This window comes from Halolamina salina (assembly GCF_054653455.1).
Window position 1 is genome coordinate 314,660 of record NZ_BAAIGE010000002.1, and the last position, 23,174, is coordinate 337,833.

The following is a 23,174-nucleotide window of genomic DNA, read 5'->3' on the forward strand; positions in this document are numbered from 1 at the left end:
CGGCTCGCGCCGGCGTCAGCGACGCCCCGGGCGAGGCCCGTCCCGGGTCGTGGCGGTGTAGAGGGTCACCCGCGGCGTGTCGCCGCCGCCGAGCGTCTCGCGCTCGACGGGGATCGACGGCTCCTCGTAGCCCAGCGTGGTGAATCGGAACGTCGCGCCGACGGCCGCCGCGAGATCCCGGATCGGCCGGTGGAGTTCGGCCGGGCAGTTGAGTGCGTACACGGTGTCGACCTGATGGAACACATCGGGCTCGTCGACGGCCGTCACGTCCTCGACGCGGAAGCGGACGCCCTCGGGGACGGTAACGGGGCGAACGTCGGTCGCGCGCACGTCGACGCCGGCGTCGGCGAGTCGGGCCGCGACCCCGGTCCGGTTGCCGATGCCGACCTCCAGCACGCGCTCCTCGCCCCGGAGCTGTCTGACGATCAGCGGATCGGTTTTACGGTCCATGCCGAGGGTTTATGCTGATCCTCGGCATGGGTGGAGATATGCGCGTCGACATCGTTCCAGTCGGATCGGTCCCCAGCCGTGCCAAACGCGAGGCGTCGGAGGCGCTGCGGACCGTTTACGACTGCGAGGTCGGCGTTCGGAGCGAGCAGGCGATCCCGGAGGACGCGTACGACCGCGGGCGGAGCCAGTACCGCGCCGAGCGGTTCATCGAGGTGGCCAGCGACGCCGGTACCGGCGAGAAGAACATCGCGATCACGACCGAGGACCTCTACTACCGCCAGCGGAACTACGTGTTCGGGCTGGCGTACCTCAACGGCCGCGGCTCGGTCATCTCGACCCACCGGCTCAACACCTCCTCCGACGGCGGCATCTCGAACAAGCCCACCACGGAGGTGTTCGCCGACCGCATCCGGAAGGAGGTGGTCCACGAGATGGGCCACAACTTCGGGCTGGAGCACTGCGACAACAGCAAGTGCGTGATGTCCTTTTCCCCGACGGTGCGCGAGGTCGACGTGAAGGAGGAGAACCTCTGTGGCTCCTGTTCGCGGCTGCTCGGGTAGCCCGTCGCCGTTTTCTCCTTCCACCCCGCTTTTCCGTTCGCCGGTGCCCCTCCCTGCATGACCACGTGGACCAGCGACGAGATGGCGCCCCGCCTCGGGCAGTCCGTCGACGACCTCGAGACGCCGGTGCTGCTCGCCGACGTGGACGCGATGGAACAGAACATCCGCGAGTACGCCGCCGTCGCCGACGAGCACGACGTCGACCTGCGATCACACGTCAAGACGCACAAGAACGCGGAGCTGGCGGCTCGGGAGGTGGAACTCACCGGCGGCACCGGGATCTGCTGTCAGACCCTCGGCGAGGCCGAGACGATGGCCCGCAACGGGATCGACGATATCTACCTCTCCTACCAGGTCGTCGGCGAGTCGAAGCTCGACCGGCTCTGCTGGCTCGACGGGAAGCTCGACGCACTGGCGACGACCGTGGACTCCGCGGCGACGATCGACGCGCTCGAAGCCGCGGCGGCGCGGAACGACCGAACGCTGCACGCGGTGCTGGAGGTCGACATGGGACTGCACCGGACGGGAGCCAGCCCCGAGGAAGCGCCGGCGCTGGCCGAGCGGATCGCCGACGCCGACGCGCTCGCGTTCGACGGGATCCTCGCCTACGACGCCAACGTCAAGAGCGAGGCGAGCACGGAACAGGAGTTCGAGGAGCGCTGCTGGGAGGCGATGGAGCTGGCGGCGTCGGTCGTCGACGACATCGAAGCCGCCGGGATCGAGGTCGCGGAGGTGAAAGTCGGCGGCACCGCCACCTCGCGGTACAGCGCCCGCCACCCCGTCGTCACGGAGATCAACCCCGGAATGTACCCGTTCAACGACGTGGGCGAACTGGAGCTTCGGCCGTGGGAGGTGTCGAAGGCCGACTGTACGGCGACGGTGCTGACGACGGTGATCTCGGTGCCCGACGAGGACCGGCTGGTGGTCGACGGCGGCAGCAAGACGTTCTCGCTCGACAAGCCCCAGATGCCCGTGCCGAAACGCCGCGACGACATCGAGTACGTCAACGCCAGCGAGGAGCACGGCTGGATCGACACCAGCGAGTCCGACGAGACGTTCGCGGTGGGCGATCGACTCGAGTTCGTCGTCCCCCACGTCTGTACCACGATCAACCTCCACGACCTGATCGTCGGCGTTCGCGACGGCGAGGTGGCAGATCTCTGGGAGGTGCAGGCGCGGGGGAAGGTTCGGTAGTCGAGGGTTCCGAGTGGCGGGGGTGTTTCACCCTGAACCTCTGCCACTGCGTTCGGTTCCGCTCCCCGGACGGCCGCGCCCGCGGGCGTCGCACGCCGTCTCGGCCGACCCGCCGCCCGCATGGGTGCTTCGTCATGCTTTTGAGAACGCGGGACCGACATCTCGGGCATGAGCGCAGACGAGGACAAGTATCCCGCCGAGTCCGGGCGTCGGCGGTTCGTCAAGGGGGTCGTCGGCGGCGCGGGGCTGGCCGCCGTCGGCATGACCGGCGCGGTCGGCATCAACTCCGCGACCCAATCCCCCGGGGAGGGGGGTGGCTCGACGACCGCGATGGCCATCGAGAACACCGCGGGTCCCGCGCCGCGCGGGATGCCCCAGATCCCCGTCGAGATCGACGACGAGGGGTACCTCAAGGGCGTCTGGCCCGAGGTGAAGGAGGTCGAACAGGGCGGCCGAACCATCGAGGTCGCGGAGACCGAGATGGGCGGCCAGACGTACTCCTCGGAGTGGTTCCAGTACTGCGGCGTCGAGTCCTACGAGGGGATCGTCCCGAGCTACGACTCCGAGAACTACTTCCGCTCGATCGCCGGTCCGGACTACGACTGGCAGAGCGAGGCGCTGGAGGAGGGTGACCGCCTCAACGTCGAGATGTTCGACGACTACGAGAGCTGGGGCAACGGCATCGGCGAGGCCGGTCTCGGCAAGCCCGCGACCGGGCGCTGGCGCTCGGAGGGTACCGAGAACACCATCCCGATCCAGGTGATCCGGAGCCCGATCATCGAGGAGATCGCGAACGGCAACACCGACGCCGATCAGTCGATCGTGAACTGGCTGCAGGCCAGCACCGAGAAGGGGTTCCTCGCGTGGCTCAACAAGTGTACCCACTTCTGCTGTGTCCCCGGGTACAAGCAGAACTCCTCCTCGGCCTCCTTCGGCGGCGAGGACGGCGTCTACTGCGCCTGCCACCAGTCCGTCTACGACCCGTTCAGCATCGTCCAGACGCTGTTCGTCGCCCGGCCCCGGCCGGACGACTGATTCCCGTGGCCGACGAGTTCGAGGACAGCCCGGACGCCGACGGTGGGAGCGAGGGCGCACCCGCCGGCGACGACGCCGACGATCCGGCGTTCGCCCGCCGGGTCGAGGAGGCCCGCGATCTGCTCGACGAGGACGCCACCGCCCTCTACGTCGGCGTCGTCCGCGACGGCCGCGAGGTCGATTCCACGTTCGCCCAGCGGGCCGACGACGCCCAGCAGGAGGGGATGCAGGCGCTCTCGCTGCTGGCCTCTCACATCCGGCTGGTCGCCGACGAGGCGGGCGTCGACTACACGACCGTGGCCGGCGACGCGGTGACGCTGGCCGAGCAGTTGGACGAATCCGAGTAGGGACCCGGCCCCGCCGGGCTGAGACGCCTCGCGTTCGAACCGCGCGGCTGAAGACCCTCGTTCTCCGGCCGCCACCGATAGACGGGACTTTTTGTTCACACGCCCACGAGTTCGGACACACTGCTCCCCGCGACTGCGGGGGCCACACCATGAGCGAGTTCGACATCATCTCACCCGAGGCGATCGAGTCAGGCGACGCGACCGACGCCTACTTCGACCGGACGACCGAGACGCTCTCCCACGCGGGACGGAACCCCCACGTCGTCGCGGAGGTGACCGCCGACCAGTTCCCGACCGGCGAGTTCGAACTGCTCGCGGGGCTGAAAGACGCCGCCCACCTCCTCGAGGGGCTGCCGATCGACGCCGACGCGCTGCCGGAGGGGACGCTGTTCGACGGCGGGCCGGTCTGCCGGATCGAGGGGAACTACCTCGACTTCGCGCGCTACGAGACGGCGCTTCTGGGCTTTCTCTCCCACGCCTCGGCGGTCGCGACCAACGCGCTCCGGGCCCGCCGGGCCGCGCCGGAGTCGACCGTGTTGAGCTTCGGGACTCGACACGTCCACCCCTCGATCGGCGCGATGGTCGAGCGCTCGGCGCTGATCGGCGGGCTGGACGGCATCTCGAACGTCGCCGCCGGCGAGGTGCTCGGCCGCGAGGCCGGCGGGACGATGCCACACGCGCTGCTGATCTGTTTCGGCCGCGGGAATCAGGAGGACGCTTGGCGCGCGTTCGACGAGGCGGTCGACCCCGACGTGCCGCGGGTGACGCTGTGTGACACGTACTCCGACGAGGTCGACGAGGTGCTCCGTGCGGTCGAGACGCTGGGCGACGACCTCGACAGCGTCCGCCTCGACACGACCGGTTCCCGGCGGGGGGATTTCCGCCACATCGTCCGCGAGGTTCGCTGGGAGCTCGACGCCCGCGGCCACGGGGACGTGGACGTGTTCGTCAGCGGCGGCATCGACCCCGCGAGCATCCGCCACCTCCGGGACACCGTCGACGGGTTCGGCGTCGGCGGCTACGTCAGCAACGCCGACCCGATCGACTTCGCGCTGGACATCGTGGAAGTCGACGGCGAGCCAGCCGCCAAGCGCGGGAAGCTCTCGGGGACGAAACAGGTGTACCGGACCGACGACGGCGGCCACCACGTCGCGCTCGCCGACCGCGGCGCCGACGGCGAGGCGCTGCTGGAGCCGCTGCTCCGGGACGGTGAGCTCGTTCGGGAGTTCGATATCGACGCGGCGGCCGACCGCGCCCTCGCCGACGCCGCACACGTCGGTTTCCCGCGGGAGTGAGTTCTCGGGAGAACTGGTAGGACGGTACGCGGGCGGAGCGTCCTATCCGCCGCTGACCGGCGGGAACAGCGCGAGTTCGTCGCCCGCGTCGACGGTCGCGTCGCCGTCGACGCTCTCGCCGTTCTTGAGGAGGTTGACGTGCTCCCGGAGTTCGCCGTCCTCGTTCAGCGCCCGCTCGGCGAGCGCCGGCTTCGTCGTCAGGAGCGCGTCGAGCGCGTCGTCGACGGTCGCGCCGGCGTCGACGTCGACCGTGACGGTGCGCTCGCCGGCGGCCTCGGCGAGATCAGCGAAGAGCTTCCACTGCATGGTCGGGGGTGGGCGACGGGCGGAAAAGAGCGTTGCGCTCACTCGGGCAGGGCCCGCTCCTCCAGTCCCCGCAGCACGTCCGGCCGGCCGATCGCGTACACCGAGTCGCCGGGTTCGAGCGCGCGCTCGCGGGCGGGCAGCGAGTCGAGCGTCCCCGACGACTCCCGGATCGCGACGACGGCGACCGCGAGGTCGCCGACCGTGGTCCCCACGAGCGGGCTTCCCTCGGGAACGTCGACGACGCCCAGCGTCTCGTCGGCCGCGCGCAGCAGCGACGCGAACTCCTGGTCGGCGCGTGCGCTCACCGGCAGCGTCACCAGCCGGTAGCGCTCGTCGGGCGAGAGCGCTTCGGCGTCGCCCTCGTCGACGACGAGCGTCACCGTCTCGCCCGCGGTCGCGCGCAGTTCCGCGGTCGTCACGCGCTTGGCTCCCTCCACCTCGCTCGGCGCCGGCGTCGCGGCCGCCGGAGCCTCGGCGTCGGCGGCTTCGGCGTCGCTCTCCGTCGCTGGGGGAGCGGGTTCGGGCGTCGTCCACACCTGCACGATGTCGCCCGGGCCGGCGTCGCTCGCGGGGTCGGCCTCGACGGCGACGGCGCAGGTGCCCGGGCCGAGCGTGGGGCCGATCCCCGCCAGCCGGGAGCCGAGCGCGAGGTAGGTCACCGTCCCGTCGTCGTCGAGTTCGGCGTCGACGTAGCCGACGCCGTAGTCCTCCTTCAGCCGCGTCACCAGCCGTTCCCGGAGCGTCTCGGTGCCCGCGCGCGGGAACAGCAGCGTCTTCCCGCCCAGCTCGTCTTTCACCGCCGCCGGGACGGGGTCGTGGCTCGCCATGTCCTCGATCTCGTCGGTCGCGGGCAGTTCGACCGCCGAGAGCCGGGCGACGCCGCGGAGCGCGCGCCCGACGCTGGCGTTGACCTCGCGGGCGCCCGCCGCGCTCAGCACCCCCGAGCGGAGCGAGTCGCCAAGCCGGCGGCCGGGGATCGTGGCGACGAACGCCGACAGCAGCGTGAGCAGGTCGATGCCGATGCCGACCGCGTCGAAGGGATCGCCGCCGGGCGTCCCGATCACCCGCCCCAGCAGGCCGACCGTGTTGAGGTAGAGCGCGACGGTCGCGACGCCGAACAGCGCCGCCAGCCCGCGCGGGATCGGCTCCCGGAAGTACCAGCGGTAGGCCACCGAGACGCCCCCGGAGACGAAGAAGGCGAGCACCGAAAGCCCGAACAGCCCCCCGAGCGCCGGGAGCACCGCCACGTCGCCGAGCAGCATCTGGAGGATCACGCCGCCACCTCCGCGAACGCGTCGAGGTCGGCGGGCGCGCCGACGACGAACAGCTCCTGTCCGGCCGCGGGGACGTACTCGCTATCGGGGGCGACCGTCCAGCCGCCGTCGCTCCGCCCCGCGAGCACGACCACGCCGTACGTCGAGTGGACGCCCACCTCGCCCAGCCCGTGGCCGTCGAGGGGACCGCCCTCCTTCACCGTCACCCGGCGGAGGCGCTTGCCCGAGCGCCGCAGCAGCGCCAGCAGCTCGAATTCCTCGCGCTCGCCGCGGGACTGCACCGTCAGCCCGGTCACCTCGTGCGCGATCAGCGCCCGCGACGCCTCGCGAGTCACGGCGACGGTCACGCGGTCGCGCCCGCCCGCGGCGGTCTTGGCGGCTGGCGTCGACGGTGCAGCAACGTCCTCGCCGCCGTCGGTGACCGCGGGCGTCTCCCCCTCCTTCCCGGGGCGGACGCTCACGACCGTCCCGTCGTACTCGGCGTCGGCCGTGCGGAGCCGGACCTCGTCGCCGGCGGCCAGCCCCGTCGGCACCAGCGTCGTCAGCGACACCGCGCGCTTCCCGTTGGGGACGCGCTTGGAGAGCCCGGCGGTCGGCGGCGCGGCGGCGACGGTCGCGTGCCCGCGCTCGTCGATCCGGACCGACGCGTCGACGAGATCGAACTCGGTCCGGAGCTGGTCCTCGGCGCGGTGTTCGAGCTCGGAGATCGGAAGGTCCGCCGGCAGCGCGATCGACGCCTCGCGGATCTCCGCTCGGAGCTCCGCGGGCAGCGGCGGGTACCCCTCCAGATCGCCCACCTCGCCGGTGATGTTCAGCTTCACCTGCCCGCGGTTGCCGACGAACTCCACGACGTCGCTGGAGAGGGTGCGGCCGGCGAGCTTCTTCAGCGTGAGCCGCTTGGGCGTCGCCGCCCCCATCTGGTCGCCCTTCGCGTGGGCGTACATCGACAGCATCAGCACGACGACGATGGCGACGAGCACCGCGACGCCGTTCGTGCTGTTCGTGATCGCCTTGTCGTTGAGCGCGAGCAGGCCGCCGTTGACCCCCGCGATCGCGAGCGCGAGGACGACGGTACCGAACCCGGGGATGGTGACGTTGGTGAAGTACTTGAACGCGAACCCCAGCCCCCAAGAGACCAGCGCGGGGACGATGCCCGTCACCAGCCCGAGGTACACCCCGAGCAGGACCTGCAGCGGAAACGACGCCATACGCACAGCCAGCGGTGGGGGAGACATAGACGTACCGGCGTCGGCCGGATCGGCTGCCATTTAAGTACCCGCTCCGTCACTCCTCACGTATGCAGTGGGACCGGGACTGGCTCGGCGTGCGCGCCTCCATCCTGTTGACGTTCGCCGTCGCCGCGCTGTCGGTGGGGACGGGTATCGTCAACATCTCGACGACGACGGTCACTGGCCCGTTGGCGCCGTACATCCCGCCGATGGTCCGGCAGACGGTCGGGTTCACGGGCGCGCTGACGGGGTTTCTCACGCTGGCCGGGGCGTTCATGCTCCAGAGCCGCTACCGGCTGGGCTGGTACCTGACGGTCGTGATGCTGCCGATCACGGCCGCACAGGGGCTGCTACAGGCCAGCGAGTACTCCTACCCGCTGGTGGCGCTGTCGCTGATCACCCTGCTGGTGGTCCTGCTCAACCGTCGGACGTTCGACAACGAGCTCGACCTGACGACGACCCAGCTCGCCGCGACCGGCTCGCTGGTGGCCGCACAGGCGTACGGCACGGCCGGCACCTACGCGTTCCGCGACGAGTTCCACGGCGTCGACAGCCTCACCGACGCGTTCTACTACACGCTCGTCACCGGCAGCACCGTGGGGTACGGCGACATCTACGCCCAGACCGAGCAGGCGCGGCTGTTCGCCATGTCGGCGATCCTGCTCTCGGTGGCCTCCTTCGCGGTCGCGCTCGGTGTCGTGCTGACGCCGATGATCGAGGCCCGACTCTCCGCCGCACTCGGACGCATGACCGAACAACAACTCGACACGCTCGAGAACCACGTGCTGGTTCTCGGCTACGGCGACCTGACCGAACCGATTCTCGAAGAACTGGAAGACCAAGTGCGGTTCGTCGTCATCACCGAGGACGAGGCGGCGACCAGACGGCTGGCCAACCGCGACGTGCACGTCCTGACGGCCGACCCGAGCGACGAGGAGCCGCTGGAGAGCGCCGGGATCGACCGGGCGCGGGCCGTCATCGCCGCCACCAACAGCGACGCCGAGGACGCGCTGAGCATCCTGACCGCCCGCCAGCTCAACCCCGAGATCCACATCGCGGTCGGCGTGACCCAGCGGGAGAACGTGAGCAAGCTCAAGCGCGCCGGCGCCGACACGGTGATCAGCCCCGCCGCCATCGGCGGGCATCTGTTGGTCGAGGCGGCGATGGGAAAGGGGGATAGTGAGCGCGAGGCGAGCGATCTGTTGGGCGAGGAGTAGTCGTTTGAAACAGTGGGCGATTCTGGAACGTTGGCGTGCCTCCGCCTGATCTCTGGAACGTCATAGCTGACGGACTCGACGACAGCAACTCGTTCGTAGACCACTTGTAACCGCGACCGCTCCGCACAGCCCACAGGCCTCCCCAGCCGACTCGTTCCTTCGCTGTCGCTCAGTCACTCGTCCCTCGCGCGCTCGTTCGCGCACGGAGGCGTCGTGCGGGCGACCCAAGCGTCGCCCGCACGGCCAGCGAGACCTTCGGTCTCGCCCTGCTCACGTCGCGCGCCACCGCCGCCGCGGTGCGGTCGCGGTGGACGCCTCGCGGCCGGCGATCGTCGCCGGCCGCGGGGGGAGGGGTGGGGACTCGGTACCGTGCCGGGCCTCGTGCCCGGCACACTGCGGTCGCAAGTGGTCTACGAACGAGTCGCTGTTGCGGTTGCTGTTGCAGTTACCAACGACCCACCGAGTGTCGACGCTTTCCCTCGCTGAACCCAACAATCACCGTCCAACATCGCCCCGATCCACCACCGCCACGTCGCAGTCCACCTCCTTCAACCGCTTGAACGTCGGCGGCGAGATCAGCCGCGAGGCCGTCGAGCGCTCGCCGGAGGAGCCGAGCATCACCAGATCGTACGCGCCGGCGTTCTCCTCGATGTACGTCGTAATCTCCGCCCGGGCGACCCGCGTCTCCACGGGCCCGTCGAACGTCTCGACGACGTTCGAGAGGCGGTGTTCGGCGGCCCGCCGCGAGCCGTCGGCGTCGATGCAGGTACAGACACTCACCCGGCCGTCGTCGCCGGCCAGTCGGCTCGCGAAGTCCACCATCGCGTGGGCCGTATCGCCGGGCCGGGCGATCGGCACCATCACCCGCCGCCAGTCGGTCGTCCCGGTCGAGCGGTGGACGATGGCGTCGACGGGGCCGGAGAGCACCGTCCGGATGTACGGCGAGAGCGCGCCGTCCTCGGTCTCGTAGGGGGTGATCACGAGGTCGCAGTTGGCGCGCTCGGCGGTGTCGAGCACCGTCGCCGCGGGGTCGCCGCTGGCGACGATCACCTCACACGGGACGCCGTAGTCGGCCCGCAGGCGCTCGGCGATCCCGTCGAGCCGTTCGGCGGCCCCCCGCACGCGCTCGGCGTCGGCCTCGTCGACCGACTCGGGGTCGCCCTCGCCGCGGTGGGCCGCAAGCACGTCGGCGTCGATCCCGTCGAGCACGTCGAGCAGCACCACCTTGCCGGCGTCGTGGTCGGCGGCGATCCGGGCCGCCATCGTCGCGCTCTCGGCGTCGTTCTCGCCGCGGGCCGGGACGAGCACGTGGTCGTCGCCGTGGGTCGTGCCGTAGAGGTACGTCGCCCGGCGCTCGTACACCGTCTTGTCCCAGACGGCGAAGGCGCCGGCCACCAGCGCCGTCGAGAGCAGGACGCTGACGACGTACGCCGAGCGCGGGGAGAGTTCGAGCACGAACAGCGACAGCGGGCGGAGCACGACGGTCCCGGTCCCCATGTCGACGACCAGCACCAGCAGCGCCGAGGAGAACGCCGACGGCTCCTCGACGTCGAGCACCCACGTCACGATCGCGGTGAGCGCGATCGCGCTGGCGGCGGCGATCGGGGGGACGGTCCCCCCCGCGGCGCTCGGGAGCAGCCGTTCGGCGGCCACGAACGCGATCCAGCCACAGATCGCGCCCGCGGTGATCCCGCCGACGAAGCGCCGCGGCGACGCGTAGCGACTCTCCGGGCGGACGAACAGCGTGTACGCCCCCGAGGCCAGCGGCGGGAAGAGGAGATACGGCAGCGCCGCGACCGCGTTCGAGAGCAGCGTCACCAGCGCGATCAGCAGCGGGACGAACACCAGCGCCGAGAGGCGGACGAGGTTGTCGGTGTTCTCCGCCCAGCGCCGGAACTCGGCGACCTCGCGGCGCTCGACGGACCGACAGCGCCGACAGATCGCGCGGACTCGCTCCCGGAGGCCCATTCAGAGCGCGGCGACGGCGTCGAGCGCGATCCCGATGGCGCGCTCGACGTTGTCCTTGGCTTTCTCGGGGAGTTCGTCCTCCTCGGTCTCGCCCTTCTGGGTTCCCTTCACGAGGTTGCCGTCGACCGTACAGATCGCGCCCGCGGCCATCCCGCGGCGGCGAGCCAGCGAGAACACCGCGGCGGCCTCCATCTCGATGCAGAGCAGGCCGGCTTCCTCCCAGTCCTCGACGAACTCGTCGCTCTCGTTGTAGAACGCGTCGTCGGAGACGATCGGGCCGACGTGGACGTCCTCGTCGTTGGCCTCCGAGGCGTCGACGAGGTTCGAGAGCACGTCGTAGTCCGGCACCGCGGGGTAGGTCGCGGACTCGTAGCGCTTGCTCGTCCCTTCCTCCTTGGCGGCGCCGGTGGCGACGACCATGTCGCCGATCTCGATCTCCTCCTGCAGCGCGCCGGTGGTGCCCACGCGGAGGACGGTCTCGACGCCGACGTTGTGCAGTTCCTCGATCGCGATGGCGGCGGAGGGGCAGCCGATCCCCGTCGAGCAGATCGTCAGCTCGGTCCCCTCGTACTCGGCGTTGACGACCTTGTACTCGCGGTTCTGGGACACCTCCTCGACGTTCTCACACTGGGCGGCGATGCGGTCGACACGACCCGGGTCGCCCGGGATGAGCGCGATCTCGTTCACGTCGCCGTCGCCGACGAGCAGGTGGGGCTGTTTGGCCATACTCGCGGTTGCCGGCGGCGAGGGCAAAAGCGCCGCGGTCCGGCCGGGCGTCGGATCAGGCCGTGATCGAGAACAGCAGGAGGTTGTGCGCGCCGGGGCCAAGCCCCACGGCGGCGACGAACGCGAGCAGCAGTCGGCCCTCGCGGGGCGCCTCCCGGACCGACTCCGCGAGCAGCGCCGTGATCCCGCCGGCGAGCGCGAGCTTCACCAGCACGAACAGCCACGCGCTCCCGAACAGGTCGGCGGTCGGCAGCGTCGCGCCGAACTCGATCACCGCCCGCGAGAGCGGCGTCCGCTCGGTCGCGCCGAGCACGTCGATCCCGATCGCGGTCGAAACGCCGTCGAGGCTGTGGGCGACGATCGCCAGCCCGCCCGCGACGCCGGCGTCGCCGATGGACGGGGCGACGCGGCGCAGGCCGAGCCAGACGCCGATTCCGACGCCGACGCCGAGGACGGCCGCGATCGCCGGCCAGACGACGCTGACCGTCCCCTCGGCGAATCCCCAACGAAAGCCGACGACGAGCGCGATCAGGGCGAGACCGGCGCCGGCGGCGGCGAACGGGCGTTCGTTCCCGTCGTCGGCCTCCACTGCGAGCCAGACCGCGCCGGCGAGCACGGCGGTCGTGACGTACGCCGCGGGCGTACCGAGCAGCGGGGCGACCGCGTCCGGGACGGCGCCGACCACGTCGAGGACGTGGAGCCACGCGCCCGCGAGCATCCACGGGACGAGCGCGAGCACGAGCCGGGGCGACACCGGCGGGTCGCGGCGCCGCAGGCCGACGGCGACGGCGCCGCCGGCGAGCAGCAGCCCGAGCAGGTACGGCAGCGGCGGCAGCGCGAAGCCGGCGGGGAGTACCATGGTTCCCGGGGGGAGCGGTGAGGCGGAAAGGCTTACGGAGCGCGCCGCCGCGTAGCGGCGGTGTTTTTCACCGCGGGCTGCACAGGGACGGCTATGAACCGCGACGAACTCGCCCCCCGGATCGACCACACGGTGCTCGGCCCCGAGACGACGTGGCCCGACACGAAGCGCGTCCTCGACGAGGCCGCGGAGTACGGCATGAACGCCTGCATCCCGCCGTGTTACGTTGCCGAGGCCGCGGAGTACGCGCCCGACGTGACGCTGGCGACGGTGATCGGCTTCCCGCACGGCCAGCACGCCTCGGCCGCCAAGCGCGAGGAGGCGGTCGTCGCCGACGGCGACGGCGCCGACGAGCTCGACGTGGTGATCAACGTCGGCCGACTGCGAGGGGGCGAGACCGACGCCGTCGCGGACGAGCTGGCCGAGGTCGTCGCCGCCACGCCGCTGCCGGTGAAGGTGATCATCGAGACGGCGCTGCTCGGCGACGACGAGAAACACGCCGCCTGCGAGGCCGCCGAGGCCGCCGGCGCCGACATGGTGAAGACCTCGACGGGCTTCGCCGACGGCGGCGCCGAGGTGGCCGACGTGGAGCTGATGAGCGAGTACCTGCCCGTCAAGGCCTCCGGCGGCGTCGGGAGCTACGAGGAGGCGATGGCGATGATCGAGGCAGGCGCAGAACGCATCGGCGCGAGTTCGGGTGTCGAGATCGTCGAGGGCGCGCCCGAGTAAACAGGATCCTCACTCCAACGCGATCAGTCGCTCCTCGCCGTCCCCCCTGTCGGTCACGCCGGCGAACAGCGCGCCGTCGGCCGGGGTCACGCCCATCGCCGAGGCCTCTTCGCCGATACCGTACCGGAACCGCTCGGCGTTCACGCGGGCGGAGCCGACCCCAGTCCCGCCCGAGAGCGGCCGGGCGACGACCGCGCCGTCGGCGCCGGTGTACAGCGTGTCCCCCGCGGCCGCGACGGAGTAGGTGTCGTCGCCGAGTTCCCACCCTCGGCTCCCGTCGTCCGCGTCGAGTCGGTCGACGCCCGAGAGATCGCCGCCGAACACCGCGCCGTCGGCGAGCACGAGCGCCCCGTCGGCGACCGGGCCGTTCTCGGCGTGCCACGCGACTCGGCCCGCGTGGGCGGCCGTCCGGAGACAGAGGACGCCGCCGCCGAACGTCGCCACGAACAGGTCGTTCCCGGATCGCCCGGCGACAGCGGTTACCTTCCCGGGCACCTTCTGCCGCCAGAGGCCGCGGCCGTCGTAGAGGGTGAACAGTTCGCCCCCGCTGGTCGCCGCGGTAACGCCGGCCATCTGGGCCGAGACCAGATGGGTCACTTCGCCGTACACCGAGGTCCGCCACTCGACGTCGCCGTCCGGGCTGATCCGGAGCACCTCCCCGCGGTCGCTGCCAGCGTACAGCGCCCCCCACTCGATGCCGGGGACCGGCGACGCGCTGACCCGCCCGTCGGTTTCGACCCGCCACTGCTCCTCGCCGTTCTCGGCGTCGACGGCGACGAGACCGGACTCGGTGCCGAGGTACGCAATCCCGTCGTGGACCGCCGGCGAGGTGTAGTAGCTGGCCCCCTCGTCGTCCGTCTCGCGGAAGGTCCACAGCCTCTCGCCGCTCTCGGCGTCGAACGTCTCGATGCCGGCCCACGTGGATTGGAACACCCGCCCGCCGGCGAGGACCGGGCGCCCGCGCGGGGTCCCGTCGAGGGGCGTGCTGAAGCGCTCGCTCGGTCCCGACCGGGGGACGGCAGCGTCGGAGGCGTACGCCGTGCCGAAGCGGTCGTAGTTCCGGACGGGCCACTCGGTGCTCCCGTCGCTGCCGGGCGAGGGAGCGCCGTCGCCGCTGGCTCCGTCGATACAGCCGGCGAGGCCGCCGGCGACGCCGGTACTAACTGCCGCGAGGAACGCGCGTCTGGAGGGCATCACTCCCTCGATTTCTGGGCCACGCGCAAGAAAGTACCTCTGTTCCTCCCGGTCGGGACTCGCTGTCGAACGGGCACGGAACCGTCGGGCTTTTGCGCGCCGCTCGCCCAGTTCCGACGAAGATGGCCCGTTACCACATCGAGACGTACGGCTGTACGTCGAACCGGGGTGAGAGTCGGTCGATCGAGAGCGCGCTGCGCGACGCCGGCCACTACCGGGTGGACGGGCCGAAAGAGGCGGACGTGTCGATTCTCAACTCCTGTACGGTCGTCGAGAAGACCGAGCGCAACATGCTCCGCCGGGCGCAGGAACTCGACGAGCAGACCGCCGACCTGATCGTCACCGGCTGCATGGCGCTGGCCCAGAGCGAGGAGTTCGAGCAGGCCGACCTTGACGCGCAGGTGCTCCACTGGGACGACGTGCCCGAGGCCGTCACCAACGGCGAGTGTCCCACGCCCGGCCCGGGCGTCGAGCCCGTGCTGGACGGCGTCGTCGGCATCCTCCCCATCGCCCGGGGCTGCATGAGCAACTGCTCGTACTGCATCACCAAGCAGGCCACCGGCCGGATCGACTCCCCGAGCGTCGAGGAGAACGTCGAGAAGGCCCGCGCGCTGGTCCACGCCGGCGCGAAGGAGATCCGCGTCACGGGGCAGGACACCGGCGTCTACGGCTGGGACGAGGGCGAGCGGAAGCTGCCCGAACTGCTCGACCGCATCTGCGACATCGACGGGGAGTTCCGGGTCCGGGTGGGGATGGCCAACCCCGGCGGCGTCCACGGCATCCGCGAGGAGCTGGCCGAGGTGTACGCCGAGAACGAGAAGCTGTACGACTTCCTCCACGCACCGGTCCAGTCCGGCAGCGACGACGTGCTGGAAGACATGCGCCGCCAGCACCGCGTCGAGAAGTTCGTCGACATCGTCGAGACGTTCGACGACACCCTCGACCACTGGACGCTCTCGACGGACTTCATCGTCGGCTTCCCCACCGAGACCGAGGCCGACCACGAGCAGTCGATGGCGCTGTTCCGCGAGGTCCGCCCGGAGAAGGTGAACGTCACGCGCTTCTCGAAGCGCCCCGGCACCGACGCCGCCGAGATGAAGGGACTGGGCGGGCAGACCAAGAAGGACCGCTCGAAGGCGATGAGCGAACTCAAGCGGGAGATCGTCGCCGAGGCGTACGAGGAGCTCGTGGGCACCACCCGTGAGGTGCTGGTGGTCGAGGAGGGGACCGGCGACTCGGTGAAGTGCCGCGACTCCGCCTACCGCCAGATCGTCGTCCAGAACGCCAGCGAGCACGGCCTCGAACCCGGCGACTTCGCCGAGGTCGAGGTCGACAGCCACCAGACGGTGTACGCGTTCGGGACGCCGGTCTGACCTAACGCCGCCCCGTTCTGCCCCCACAAGGCTTCTTACGCTCGCCGCCCCGATTTTCGGCCGATGCCCTCCAACAGACGAGAGTTCCTCGCGGGGAGCCTCGGCCTCGCCGCGGCGCTCGTGACCGCCGGCTGCATCGGCGACACGCCGGGAAACACCGACTCACCGACCGACTCGCCCACCGAACCGAAGGGGTCCCCGTCCGACACCGAGGTTCCGCCGCCGGCGGCGTCCGAGCGAACCGTCGGCGGCGCCACCGTCGCCGTGTTCGACGTGGTGGCGGAGAAAGCGGTGACCTACGAGTCGATCATGGGCTCGGGCGGCGTCGTCGCCCCCGAGGGACGGCAGTTCGTCGTCGCCTCGGTCCGCAGCGACGCCGAACTGGAGACGGAGGCGTTCAGCCTCCGCGCCGGCGGCGAGTCGTGGGCGGCGGTCGACCCGGGCGACGAAGGCGCTCAGAACTACGCCGTCGCCGGCCACGAGGGCGGGATCGTCGGCGGTCCCAACCTCACCGGCGGCGACGGTCCGCGCTACGTCGCGTTCGAACTCGACTCGCCGTTGGACGCCGACGACGTGCGGATCGTCCTCGAACGCGGCGGCGAGTCGGGGGAGTGGGAACTGCCCGACGACGTCCGCGAGACGCTCGCGGCGTCGGCGCCGTCGTTCGAACTCGACTCGCTCTCGGTGCCCGACAGCGTCGACCGCGGGGAGACACTCGAGGTGGAGCTGACGGCGACGAACACCACGGAGACCGCGGGCCGCTTCCTCGCGGCCGCCTACTGGCCGACACGGATCGCCGACGACGACGAGTCCCACCTGATCGAGCGCTCCGTCGACGCCGGCGGGACGGTGACGGCGTCGCTCTCGATCGACACCGAGTACACGCACGCCGACGAGGGGTCGGCGACGCTCCGGCTCTCGGGGCACGTCGACGCCGAGCGGGAGATCACCGTCGTCGGCGGGACCAGCACCGCCTGATCGTCAGCCCGACACGAAATACTCCCCGTGGAAGCCGAAGGGGACAGCGTGGGGCAGCGGCGCCCGCGCGAGTTCGGTCAGGTCGCCGTCGAGAACGAGCAGCACCGACCGCTCGGCGTCGGCGTCGAGGCAGAGCGAGAGCACGACGCCGTCGGCCTCCGCGTCGCCCTCGGGGCGGGGGACGAAGATCGGCTCGCCCGAGAACACCCCCGGTTCCTCCCAGCGGCGAGCCACGCCGGGGTTCTCACCAGCCACGTCTACGCGGACCAGCGCGTTGCCGCCGTCCATCTCCGTCGACTGTGCGAACACGTGCTCGTACTCGCGGGTGTGGACCCGCGGGGAGAACCGCGGCATCTCCACCTCGTTGGCGAGGTGGTCGTGGCCCGGTTCGCCGCCATCGAGCGGGAGCCGGTAGCGCCGGAGTTCGCCCGAGGGGAAGCCGGCGTCGCCGCCCCGGAGCGCGCTCATCGAGAGGTCCGTCACCGCGCTGTCGTCGTCGTACGCCACGAGGTCGACGACGAGTTCGGTCGTGCCGTCGCTCTCGCGTTCGAACGCGTTGGCGGTGTGGAACGTGAAGAATGCCGGCACCGTCGCCTCCCGGACCAGTTCGCCGGAGTCGCGCCGGAAGACCAGAAAGCGCGTCCCGCGTGACGGCTCCCAGTCGTAGTTGTCGATGAAGCCGCCCGAGCCGGGCAGTAGGAACCTCGCGGGGCGGGTGACCAGCGGCGGTTCGACCAGCACCGCGTGGGTCGGCGTGAGCGCGAAGCTGTGCATGTACGCCGGCTTCTCCACGCGGACGCTGCCGACCCGTTCCCGGCGCGTGGTTCCCTCGGGGATGCGGAAGAGGACGTACTCGTTGTGTCTGCCGAACTTCGTGAAGTAGCCCCAGTGGGCGCCGCTGTCGGGGTCCTGCCGGAGGTGGGCGGTGACGTGGTGGGCGGTCACCTCGTCGTCGTAGTCGAGCGCCCCCCGGCGCTCCAGCGTCTCCGGGTCGATCCGGAGCCAGTTCGGCGTCTCCGTCAGCGCGACGAGGTCGCCGCCGATGCGGGCGACGTGGACGTTGGCATTGTCGGTCGCATCGCCGGCGAGCATCGATTTCACGCGGCTGAGGTAGCCGTCGGTCGAGGAGAACTGGCCGGCGAAGCTGCCGTCCTCGACGGCGGCGCGGTAGGCGTCGGTCCGCGGGAAGCGGTTAGTGTACCGCACCGCGCCGTCGTCGAAAGAGAAGCGTGTGAGGTGGGCCAGCCCGTCGAACCAGTGGTCGGCCTCGGCGTCGCCGACGGTCCAGCGTGCGGGGCCGTTCCGGTAGAGCGCGCCGTCGAGCCACGCCGGCACGTCGCCCTCGACGGGCAGGTCGCGGTCGCGGACCCCCTCGGTCAGATCGTGAAAGCCCGCCTCGTAGCCGGCCATGGCGGTGCTGGGGCGCGGAGCCGAATAAGCGCTCGCCCGGTCAGCCGACGCGCTCGTCGCGCCAGCGGTCGTCCTCCTTCCACTCGCCGAGCTCCTTGGGATCGACGTGGACGAACGCGTCGTCGACCTCGGGCAGGTCGCGGATGGCGTTGATCACCTCCGTCTCGATGTCGTGGGCCTCCCGAACCGTCAGTTCGCCCTCGACCTCGATGTGGAGGCTCACGTCGACCTCGGGGCCGACGTAGTGGGCGACCACGTCGTGGGCGCCCCGCACCTCGGGGTGGGCGAGCGCGGCGTCGACGATCGCCGCCCGGAGGTCCTCCGGCGGCGCGGCGCCGACGAGGTAGCCGACGTTGTCCCGGACGATGTCGACGCCGGTCAGCAGGATGCCGACGGCGACCACCAGCGCGGCGATCGGGTCGAGCACGGGGTAGCCGACCGCGGCGCCGCCCGCGCCGATGAGTGCCGCGACCGCGGTCAACACGTCGGTCCGATTGTCCTTCGCGGTGGCGACCAACGCCGGCGAGCGGTGAGTCTCGCCGGCGCGCAGACAGTAGCGATACAGCGCGTACTTCGCGACGGCGCCGACGCCGAGCACGACCGCGGGGACCGGGGAGACGGCAGAGTAGGATCCAGCGAGCAGCGAGGTGGCCCCCGAGTACGCCACCCCGGTGCCGGCGGCGAGCACGCCCGCGGCGACGAACAGCGCGACGAACGGCTCGATGCGCTCGTGGCCGTGGGGGTGTTCGAAGTCCGGCGGCTGGGTGGTGAGGTAGAGGCCGGCGACGACGACCGCGCTGTAGACGGCGTCGGAGGCGCTGTTGACCGCCTCGCTGACGAGCGCGAGGCTGCCCGTCTCCAGCCAGACCCCCGTCTTCAGCAGCGCCAGCGCGAGGTTGGCGGCGAGCACGACGACGCCGACCCGGCGGACTGCCCCCTTGCGCTCCATGCGGCCGGATTCGGGGCGCGCCGGTACTTGACTTGAGTGGTCGCGTTCGGCCCGTTCTGTCGGACTTCTCACGTTCGTTGCGGGGTGAACCGATAAAAACTTGTATCGGATGAACGGCTTGCGGACATATGGCACAACGAGAGACGTGGACGACGCGTGCGGGGTTCATCCTTGCTGCGGTGGGGAGCGCGGTCGGCCTCGGGAACATCTGGCAGTTCCCGTTCAAGACCGCGGAGAACGGCGGTGCGGCGTTCGTGCTGGTGTACCTGTTCGCCGCCGTGCTCATCGGCCTCCCGACGATCCTCGGCGAGTTCGCGATCGGCCGTCGGGCGAAGATCAACGCGGTCGAGGCGTTCGACCGGCTCGACCACCCGGCGTGGACCGTCGTCGGGGGGTTGGGACTGTTCACGGGGCTGTGGATCCTGTCGTACTACAGCGTCGTCGGCGGCTGGGTGATCCGGTACGTGATCGGGAGCCTGACCGGCGGCTACTTCGGCGACACCGCCGCGTACTTCGGCGCGGTGTCGGTGGGCTGGGAGGCGATCGCGTTCCACGCGGTGTTCATGGCGCTGACCGCGGGGATCGTCGCGTTCGGCGTCGAGGACGGGATCGAGAAGGCGACGAAGCTGATGGTCCCCTCGGTGGTCGTGATGCTGGTCGGCCTCGCGGTGTACGCGTTCACCCTCGGCGGGAGCGGCCCCGCCTACGGCTACTACCTCTCGCCGGATCTGGGCTACCTCGCGAACAACCTCGGCTCGGTGATCCCCTTCGCGGTGAGTCAGGCGTTCTTCTCGCTCTCGCTGGGGATGGGCGCGATGATCACCTACGCGTCCTACATCGGCGAGGACGAGAGCCTGCCCGCCGACGGCGGACTGGTCGTCGGCCTCAACACCGCGATCGGCGTGCTGGCGGGGCTGGTCGTGATCCCGCTGCTGTTCGTCCAGTTCGGGACGGTGCCGGAGAGCGCCGCCGGCGGCGGTCCCGGCGCGCTGTTCGTCTCGGTCGCACAGGCGTTCGCGAACCTCGGGATGGCGGGCCGGGCCGTCGGCGCGCTGTTCTTCTTCGTCGTGCTGGTCGCGGCGCTCTCCTCCGCGATCAGCCTGCTCGAAGTCGTCACCTCCTACTGCGTCGACAAGTACGACTGGAACCGGAAGCCGACCGCGTTCGGCTTCGGCGGCGCGCTGTTCCTGCTCGGCACGCTCGCGGCGTGGGACACCGCGTGGCTGGGCTGGTTCGACACGCTGGCGTACAGCGTCCTCCTGCCCGCCTCGGTGCTGCTGGGCGTGATCTTCGTCGGCTGGGTGTACGGGCCGGAAGCGGTCGACGAGATCAAGCAGGGCAGTAGCGCCGACGCGAGCGTCGCCAACCTCTGGATCTGGTGGCTGCGGACCGTCGTGTTCGTCGGCGTGTTCATCACGCTGTACCTCGGCGTCACCTCCATCTACGCGTCGCCGGGGCTGCCGTTCCTGTAGTCAGTCGAACCGCAGTTCGACCGCGTCCGTTTTTTCGGCTCCGTCGGCGGCATCGGGCAGCGCCGCGAACGCCTCGTGGAGCTTGTCGTAGCTCTCCTCCAGCGCCTCGACGATGACTTTCGTGTCCGAGACGATCGGCATGAAGTTCGTGTCACCCGACCAGCGCGGGATCAGGTGGGTGTGGAGGTGGTCGTCGATCGAGCCGCCGGCGGCGTCGCCGCCGAGGTTCTCGCCGGCGTTGACGCCGTCCGGCCCGAACGCCGCCTCCAGCGCGTCGATGGCGGCGACTTTCAGCTTCGCGTGGTCCAGTAGCTCCGCGTCGGAGAGGTCGGCCCACTCGCCGGTGTGCTGGTCGGGGATGACCATCACGTGCCCCGGCGCGTAGGGGGCGTTGTTGAGAATCACGAACGAGCGTTCGCTCCGGGCGACGATCCGGCTCTCGCGGTCGTCGTCACGCTCGGGCAGTACACAGAACGGGCAGCCGTCGACCTCGTCGTCCTCGGGGTCGCGCTCGACCCAGTCGATCCGCCACGGGGCGAACAGTTGTTCCATACCCGGGCGTCGTGTGGCCGGCGGTTAGTGGTTCTGGACGCCCGGGCTTTTTCACGGATGCCGACACAATGCCGACCGTCCCCATGGAGCTGGAGCAGTTCATCGACGCCAACGGCCCTGACTCCGAAGCGAACGGCTTTCAGAAGGAGAACAACCGTCTGCTGAAGATCCCCGTCGACGGGCTGACCACCGTCAAGGTGGGCACGATGGTCGCCTACACCGGCGATCTGACGTTCACCGGCAGGTCCTCCGCGGAGGGCGGGCTCACGGGGCTCGTCAAGGAGGCGGTCACCGACGAGGGAACGCCGGTGATGGAGGCGGAGGGAACCGGCTCGCTGTACCTCGCGGATCAGGGCAAGAAAGTGCAGATACTCTCGCTGGACGAGGGGGAGTCGATCTCGGTCAACGGCACCGACGTGCTCGCGTTCGAGGAGCAGATCGACTACGAGATCGGCACGATCGGCAGCCTCTCCGGCGCCGCCGCCGGCGGGCTGACGAACGTCTTCCTCTCCGGCCCCGGCGACGTGGCGATTTCCACCCACGGCGACCCGCTGGTGATCTCGCCGCCGGTGACGACCGACCCCGACGCCACCGTCGCGTGGAGCTCGAACCTCTCGCCCTCGATCGGGACGAACAAGATGATCGAGATCGGCCAGCAGTCCGGCGAGTCGATGCAGATGGAGTTCACCGGCGAGGAGGGGTTCGTTGTCGTCCAGCCGTACGAGGAAGGCGGCCAGATGTAGGCGGCGGGCGGCCCCGACTTACGGCCAGAGGCCGCGGCTGTCGTGGGCCTCGGCGACCCGCGTGAGCGCGACGATGTAGGCGGCGTCGCGCCAGCTCACGTCGTGTTCCTCGCGGCGGTCGCACACCGTCTCCCACGCCTCGACCATCTCCGACTCGAGTTCGCGGTGGACGCGGTCGAGCGACCACGCGCGACGGTTGATGTCCTGCAGCCACTCGAAGTAGCTCACGGTCACCCCGCCGGCGTTGGCGAGGATGTCCGGAACCACCGGGATACCGCGCTCCTCGAGTATCTCGTCGGCCGTGCTGGTCGTCGGGCCGTTGGCGCCCTCGACGATCACGTCGGCCTGCACGTCCTCGGCGTTCTCGGCGGTGATGACGTTGCCGATGGCGGCGGGGATCAGCACGTCCGCGTCGAGTTCGAGCAGTTCGTCGTTGCTCACTTTCTCGGGCGCGGGGTGGCTGAGCACCGCTTCCGGCTCCTCGTGGTGGCTGGGGATCGAACTGGTGTCGAGCCCGTTGGGGTCGTAGATCCCGCCGTTCACGTCGCTGACGGCGACGACGTTCGCGCCCCACTCGTCGAGCAGGCGCGCCGCGTTGGCGCCGACGCTGCCGTACCCCTGGATCGCGACCGAGGTCTCCGACAGCGGCATGTCGTAGTAGTCGGCGGCCTCGCGGGCGACGATCGCGACGCTCCGGCCCGGCGCCTCGTCGCGGCCCTCGCTGCCGCCGACGACCGGCGGCTTCCCCGTGACGACGCCCGGGGTGGTCTCGCCCTCCTGCATCGAGTAGGCGTCCATCAGCCACGCCATCGTCTGGGGGCTGGTCCCCATGTCCGGCGCGGGGATGTCCTTGTTCGGGCCGATGGCGTCGCGGAGTTCTTCCGCGAACCGGCGGGTGAGCCGTTCGGTTTCGTCCTCGCTCAGCTCCTTGGGGTTGACCGCGATCCCGCCTTTCGCGCCGCCGAAGGGGATGTCCATCACCGCACACTTCCAGGTCATCCACATCCCGAGGCCGACACACTCGTCGCGGGTCACCTCGGGGTGGTAGCGCAGGCCGCCCTTGTGCGGGCCGCGGACGCTGTCGTGCTGGGCGCGGTAGCCCGTGAACACGTCGACGGAGCCGTCGTCGCGCTCGATCGGCACGGTCACCTCGTGGACCTTCTTCGGGTGTTTCAGCCGCTCGACCACGTTCTCGTCGACGTCGACGTGCTTGGCCGCGCTGTGGAGTTGGCGCTTGGCCGTCTCCAGCGCCGACTCGTGTTCTGTCGCCTCGCTACTCTCCCGCTCGGTCGTGTCCTCTGTCGTGGGGCTCAC

General features: G+C 70.7%; 23 protein-coding genes. 11 read left to right on the forward strand and 12 right to left on the reverse strand.

Annotation, left to right across the window (positions count from 1 at the left end; genetic code table 11):
* Positions 1–15: 15 nt before the first annotated feature.
* Positions 16–450 carry a UPF0146 family protein gene (locus ACYQZ5_RS02100; protein ID WP_459844975.1) on the reverse strand — a complete coding sequence of 145 codons (435 nt, stop codon included), beginning with the start codon at positions 448–450 and terminating at the stop codon, positions 16–18.
* A 38-nt stretch (positions 451–488) separates the two neighbouring features.
* Between ACYQZ5_RS02100 and ACYQZ5_RS02105 the strand changes: the two genes are divergently transcribed.
* The 5 genes from ACYQZ5_RS02105 to ACYQZ5_RS02125 all read left to right on the forward strand — a co-directional run bounded on the left by ACYQZ5_RS02105 (position 489) and on the right by ACYQZ5_RS02125 (position 4,881).
* Positions 489–1,010 carry an archaemetzincin family Zn-dependent metalloprotease gene (locus ACYQZ5_RS02105; RefSeq protein ID WP_379732469.1) on the forward strand — a complete coding sequence of 174 codons (522 nt, stop codon included), beginning with the start codon at positions 489–491 and terminating at the stop codon, positions 1,008–1,010.
* Between the two features lie 57 nt (positions 1,011–1,067).
* Complete coding sequence (locus tag ACYQZ5_RS02110) at positions 1,068–2,204, forward strand: alanine racemase (RefSeq protein WP_379732468.1); 1,137 nt, start codon at positions 1,068–1,070, stop codon at positions 2,202–2,204.
* Positions 2,205–2,372: 168 nt separating this feature from the next.
* Positions 2,373–3,239, forward strand: a complete 867-nt coding sequence (locus ACYQZ5_RS02115) for a ubiquinol-cytochrome c reductase iron-sulfur subunit (RefSeq protein ID WP_379818718.1) — start codon at positions 2,373–2,375, stop codon at positions 3,237–3,239.
* A 5-nt stretch (positions 3,240–3,244) separates the two neighbouring features.
* Positions 3,245–3,586 carry a DUF8113 family protein gene (locus tag ACYQZ5_RS02120; RefSeq protein WP_379818717.1) on the forward strand — a complete coding sequence of 114 codons (342 nt, stop codon included), beginning with the start codon at positions 3,245–3,247 and terminating at the stop codon, positions 3,584–3,586.
* Between the two features lie 149 nt (positions 3,587–3,735).
* A complete protein-coding gene (locus ACYQZ5_RS02125; protein WP_379732638.1) occupies positions 3,736–4,881 on the forward strand; it encodes a nicotinate phosphoribosyltransferase in 1,146 nt (381 codons plus the stop codon).
* 42 nt (positions 4,882–4,923) lie between these two features.
* Here ACYQZ5_RS02125 and ACYQZ5_RS02130 read toward each other — a convergent pair whose 3' ends face one another.
* The 3 genes from ACYQZ5_RS02130 to ACYQZ5_RS02140 are packed head-to-tail and all read right to left on the reverse strand — an operon-like array spanning position 4,924 to position 7,669.
* On the reverse strand, positions 4,924–5,187 hold the full coding sequence (locus tag ACYQZ5_RS02130; RefSeq protein WP_459844978.1) for a ubiquitin-like small modifier protein 1: 264 nt from the start codon (positions 5,185–5,187) through the stop codon (positions 4,924–4,926).
* A gap of 38 nt (positions 5,188–5,225) precedes the next feature.
* Positions 5,226–6,461, reverse strand: a complete 1,236-nt coding sequence (locus ACYQZ5_RS02135) for a cation:proton antiporter regulatory subunit (RefSeq protein ID WP_459844980.1) — start codon at positions 6,459–6,461, stop codon at positions 5,226–5,228.
* Positions 6,458–7,669: a potassium channel family protein gene (locus tag ACYQZ5_RS02140; protein ID WP_379818419.1), complete on the reverse strand. Its 1,212-nt coding sequence runs from the start codon at positions 7,667–7,669 to the stop codon at positions 6,458–6,460. Before ACYQZ5_RS02140 ends, ACYQZ5_RS02135 begins: the two co-directional genes overlap by 4 nt.
* 89 nt (positions 7,670–7,758) lie before the next feature.
* On the opposite strand from ACYQZ5_RS02140, the gene ACYQZ5_RS02145 reads away from it, so the two are divergent.
* Positions 7,759–8,907 carry an NAD-binding protein gene (locus ACYQZ5_RS02145; RefSeq protein ID WP_379732475.1) on the forward strand — a complete coding sequence of 383 codons (1,149 nt, stop codon included), beginning with the start codon at positions 7,759–7,761 and terminating at the stop codon, positions 8,905–8,907.
* A 495-nt stretch (positions 8,908–9,402) separates the two neighbouring features.
* Here the strand turns inward: ACYQZ5_RS02145 and ACYQZ5_RS02150 are convergent, their stop codons facing one another.
* Genes ACYQZ5_RS02150 through ACYQZ5_RS02160 form a run of 3 tightly spaced genes read right to left on the reverse strand, consistent with a single transcriptional unit; the run spans position 9,403 to position 12,460 of the window.
* The gene (locus ACYQZ5_RS02150; RefSeq protein ID WP_459844982.1) at positions 9,403–10,875 is read right to left on the reverse strand and encodes a universal stress protein; all 1,473 of its coding nucleotides are present in this window, start codon (positions 10,873–10,875) and stop codon (positions 9,403–9,405) included.
* The gene (locus ACYQZ5_RS02155; protein ID WP_379732711.1) at positions 10,876–11,601 is read right to left on the reverse strand and encodes a guanosine phosphorylase; all 726 of its coding nucleotides are present in this window, start codon (positions 11,599–11,601) and stop codon (positions 10,876–10,878) included. It abuts the gene before it with no gap.
* A 55-nt stretch (positions 11,602–11,656) separates the two neighbouring features.
* The gene (locus tag ACYQZ5_RS02160) at positions 11,657–12,460 is read right to left on the reverse strand and encodes a DUF63 family protein (RefSeq protein WP_459844985.1); all 804 of its coding nucleotides are present in this window, start codon (positions 12,458–12,460) and stop codon (positions 11,657–11,659) included.
* Positions 12,461–12,553: 93 nt separating this feature from the next.
* Between ACYQZ5_RS02160 and deoC the strand changes: the two genes are divergently transcribed.
* Positions 12,554–13,189: a deoxyribose-phosphate aldolase gene (deoC, locus tag ACYQZ5_RS02165; RefSeq protein ID WP_459844988.1), complete on the forward strand. Its 636-nt coding sequence runs from the start codon at positions 12,554–12,556 to the stop codon at positions 13,187–13,189.
* A gap of 9 nt (positions 13,190–13,198) precedes the next feature.
* Here deoC and ACYQZ5_RS02170 read toward each other — a convergent pair whose 3' ends face one another.
* On the reverse strand, positions 13,199–14,383 hold the full coding sequence (locus ACYQZ5_RS02170; protein ID WP_459844990.1) for an outer membrane protein assembly factor BamB family protein: 1,185 nt from the start codon (positions 14,381–14,383) through the stop codon (positions 13,199–13,201).
* A 122-nt stretch (positions 14,384–14,505) separates the two neighbouring features.
* Between ACYQZ5_RS02170 and ACYQZ5_RS02175 the strand changes: the two genes are divergently transcribed.
* Together ACYQZ5_RS02175 and ACYQZ5_RS02180 are read left to right on the forward strand one after the other, a co-directional pair.
* Positions 14,506–15,756 carry a tRNA (N(6)-L-threonylcarbamoyladenosine(37)-C(2))-methylthiotransferase gene (locus tag ACYQZ5_RS02175; protein ID WP_379731938.1) on the forward strand — a complete coding sequence of 417 codons (1,251 nt, stop codon included), beginning with the start codon at positions 14,506–14,508 and terminating at the stop codon, positions 15,754–15,756.
* Positions 15,757–15,819: 63 nt separating this feature from the next.
* On the forward strand, positions 15,820–16,734 hold the full coding sequence (locus ACYQZ5_RS02180) for a hypothetical protein (protein ID WP_379731939.1): 915 nt from the start codon (positions 15,820–15,822) through the stop codon (positions 16,732–16,734).
* Positions 16,735–16,737: 3 nt separating this feature from the next.
* Here ACYQZ5_RS02180 and ACYQZ5_RS02185 read toward each other — a convergent pair whose 3' ends face one another.
* Positions 16,738–18,144, reverse strand: a complete 1,407-nt coding sequence (locus ACYQZ5_RS02185) for a carotenoid oxygenase family protein (protein WP_379731940.1) — start codon at positions 18,142–18,144, stop codon at positions 16,738–16,740.
* 40 nt (positions 18,145–18,184) lie between these two features.
* Positions 18,185–19,093, reverse strand: coding sequence for a cation diffusion facilitator family transporter (locus ACYQZ5_RS02190; protein WP_459844993.1), 909 nt, complete (start codon positions 19,091–19,093; stop codon positions 18,185–18,187).
* 128 nt (positions 19,094–19,221) lie between these two features.
* Here ACYQZ5_RS02190 and ACYQZ5_RS02195 point away from each other — a divergent pair, with 128 nt between their 5' ends.
* A complete protein-coding gene (locus tag ACYQZ5_RS02195; RefSeq protein ID WP_379732017.1) occupies positions 19,222–20,565 on the forward strand; it encodes a sodium-dependent transporter in 1,344 nt (447 codons plus the stop codon).
* On the opposite strand, the gene ACYQZ5_RS02200 is transcribed toward ACYQZ5_RS02195, so the two are convergent.
* The gene (locus tag ACYQZ5_RS02200) at positions 20,566–21,117 is read right to left on the reverse strand and encodes an HIT family protein (RefSeq protein ID WP_379732016.1); all 552 of its coding nucleotides are present in this window, start codon (positions 21,115–21,117) and stop codon (positions 20,566–20,568) included. It abuts the gene before it with no gap.
* A gap of 83 nt (positions 21,118–21,200) precedes the next feature.
* Between ACYQZ5_RS02200 and ACYQZ5_RS02205 the strand changes: the two genes are divergently transcribed.
* The gene (locus ACYQZ5_RS02205; RefSeq protein ID WP_379732019.1) at positions 21,201–21,860 is read left to right on the forward strand and encodes an AIM24 family protein; all 660 of its coding nucleotides are present in this window, start codon (positions 21,201–21,203) and stop codon (positions 21,858–21,860) included.
* A gap of 18 nt (positions 21,861–21,878) precedes the next feature.
* Here ACYQZ5_RS02205 and gdhB read toward each other — a convergent pair whose 3' ends face one another.
* Positions 21,879–23,174, reverse strand: a complete 1,296-nt coding sequence (gene gdhB / locus ACYQZ5_RS02210) for a glutamate dehydrogenase GdhB (protein WP_379818227.1) — start codon at positions 23,172–23,174, stop codon at positions 21,879–21,881.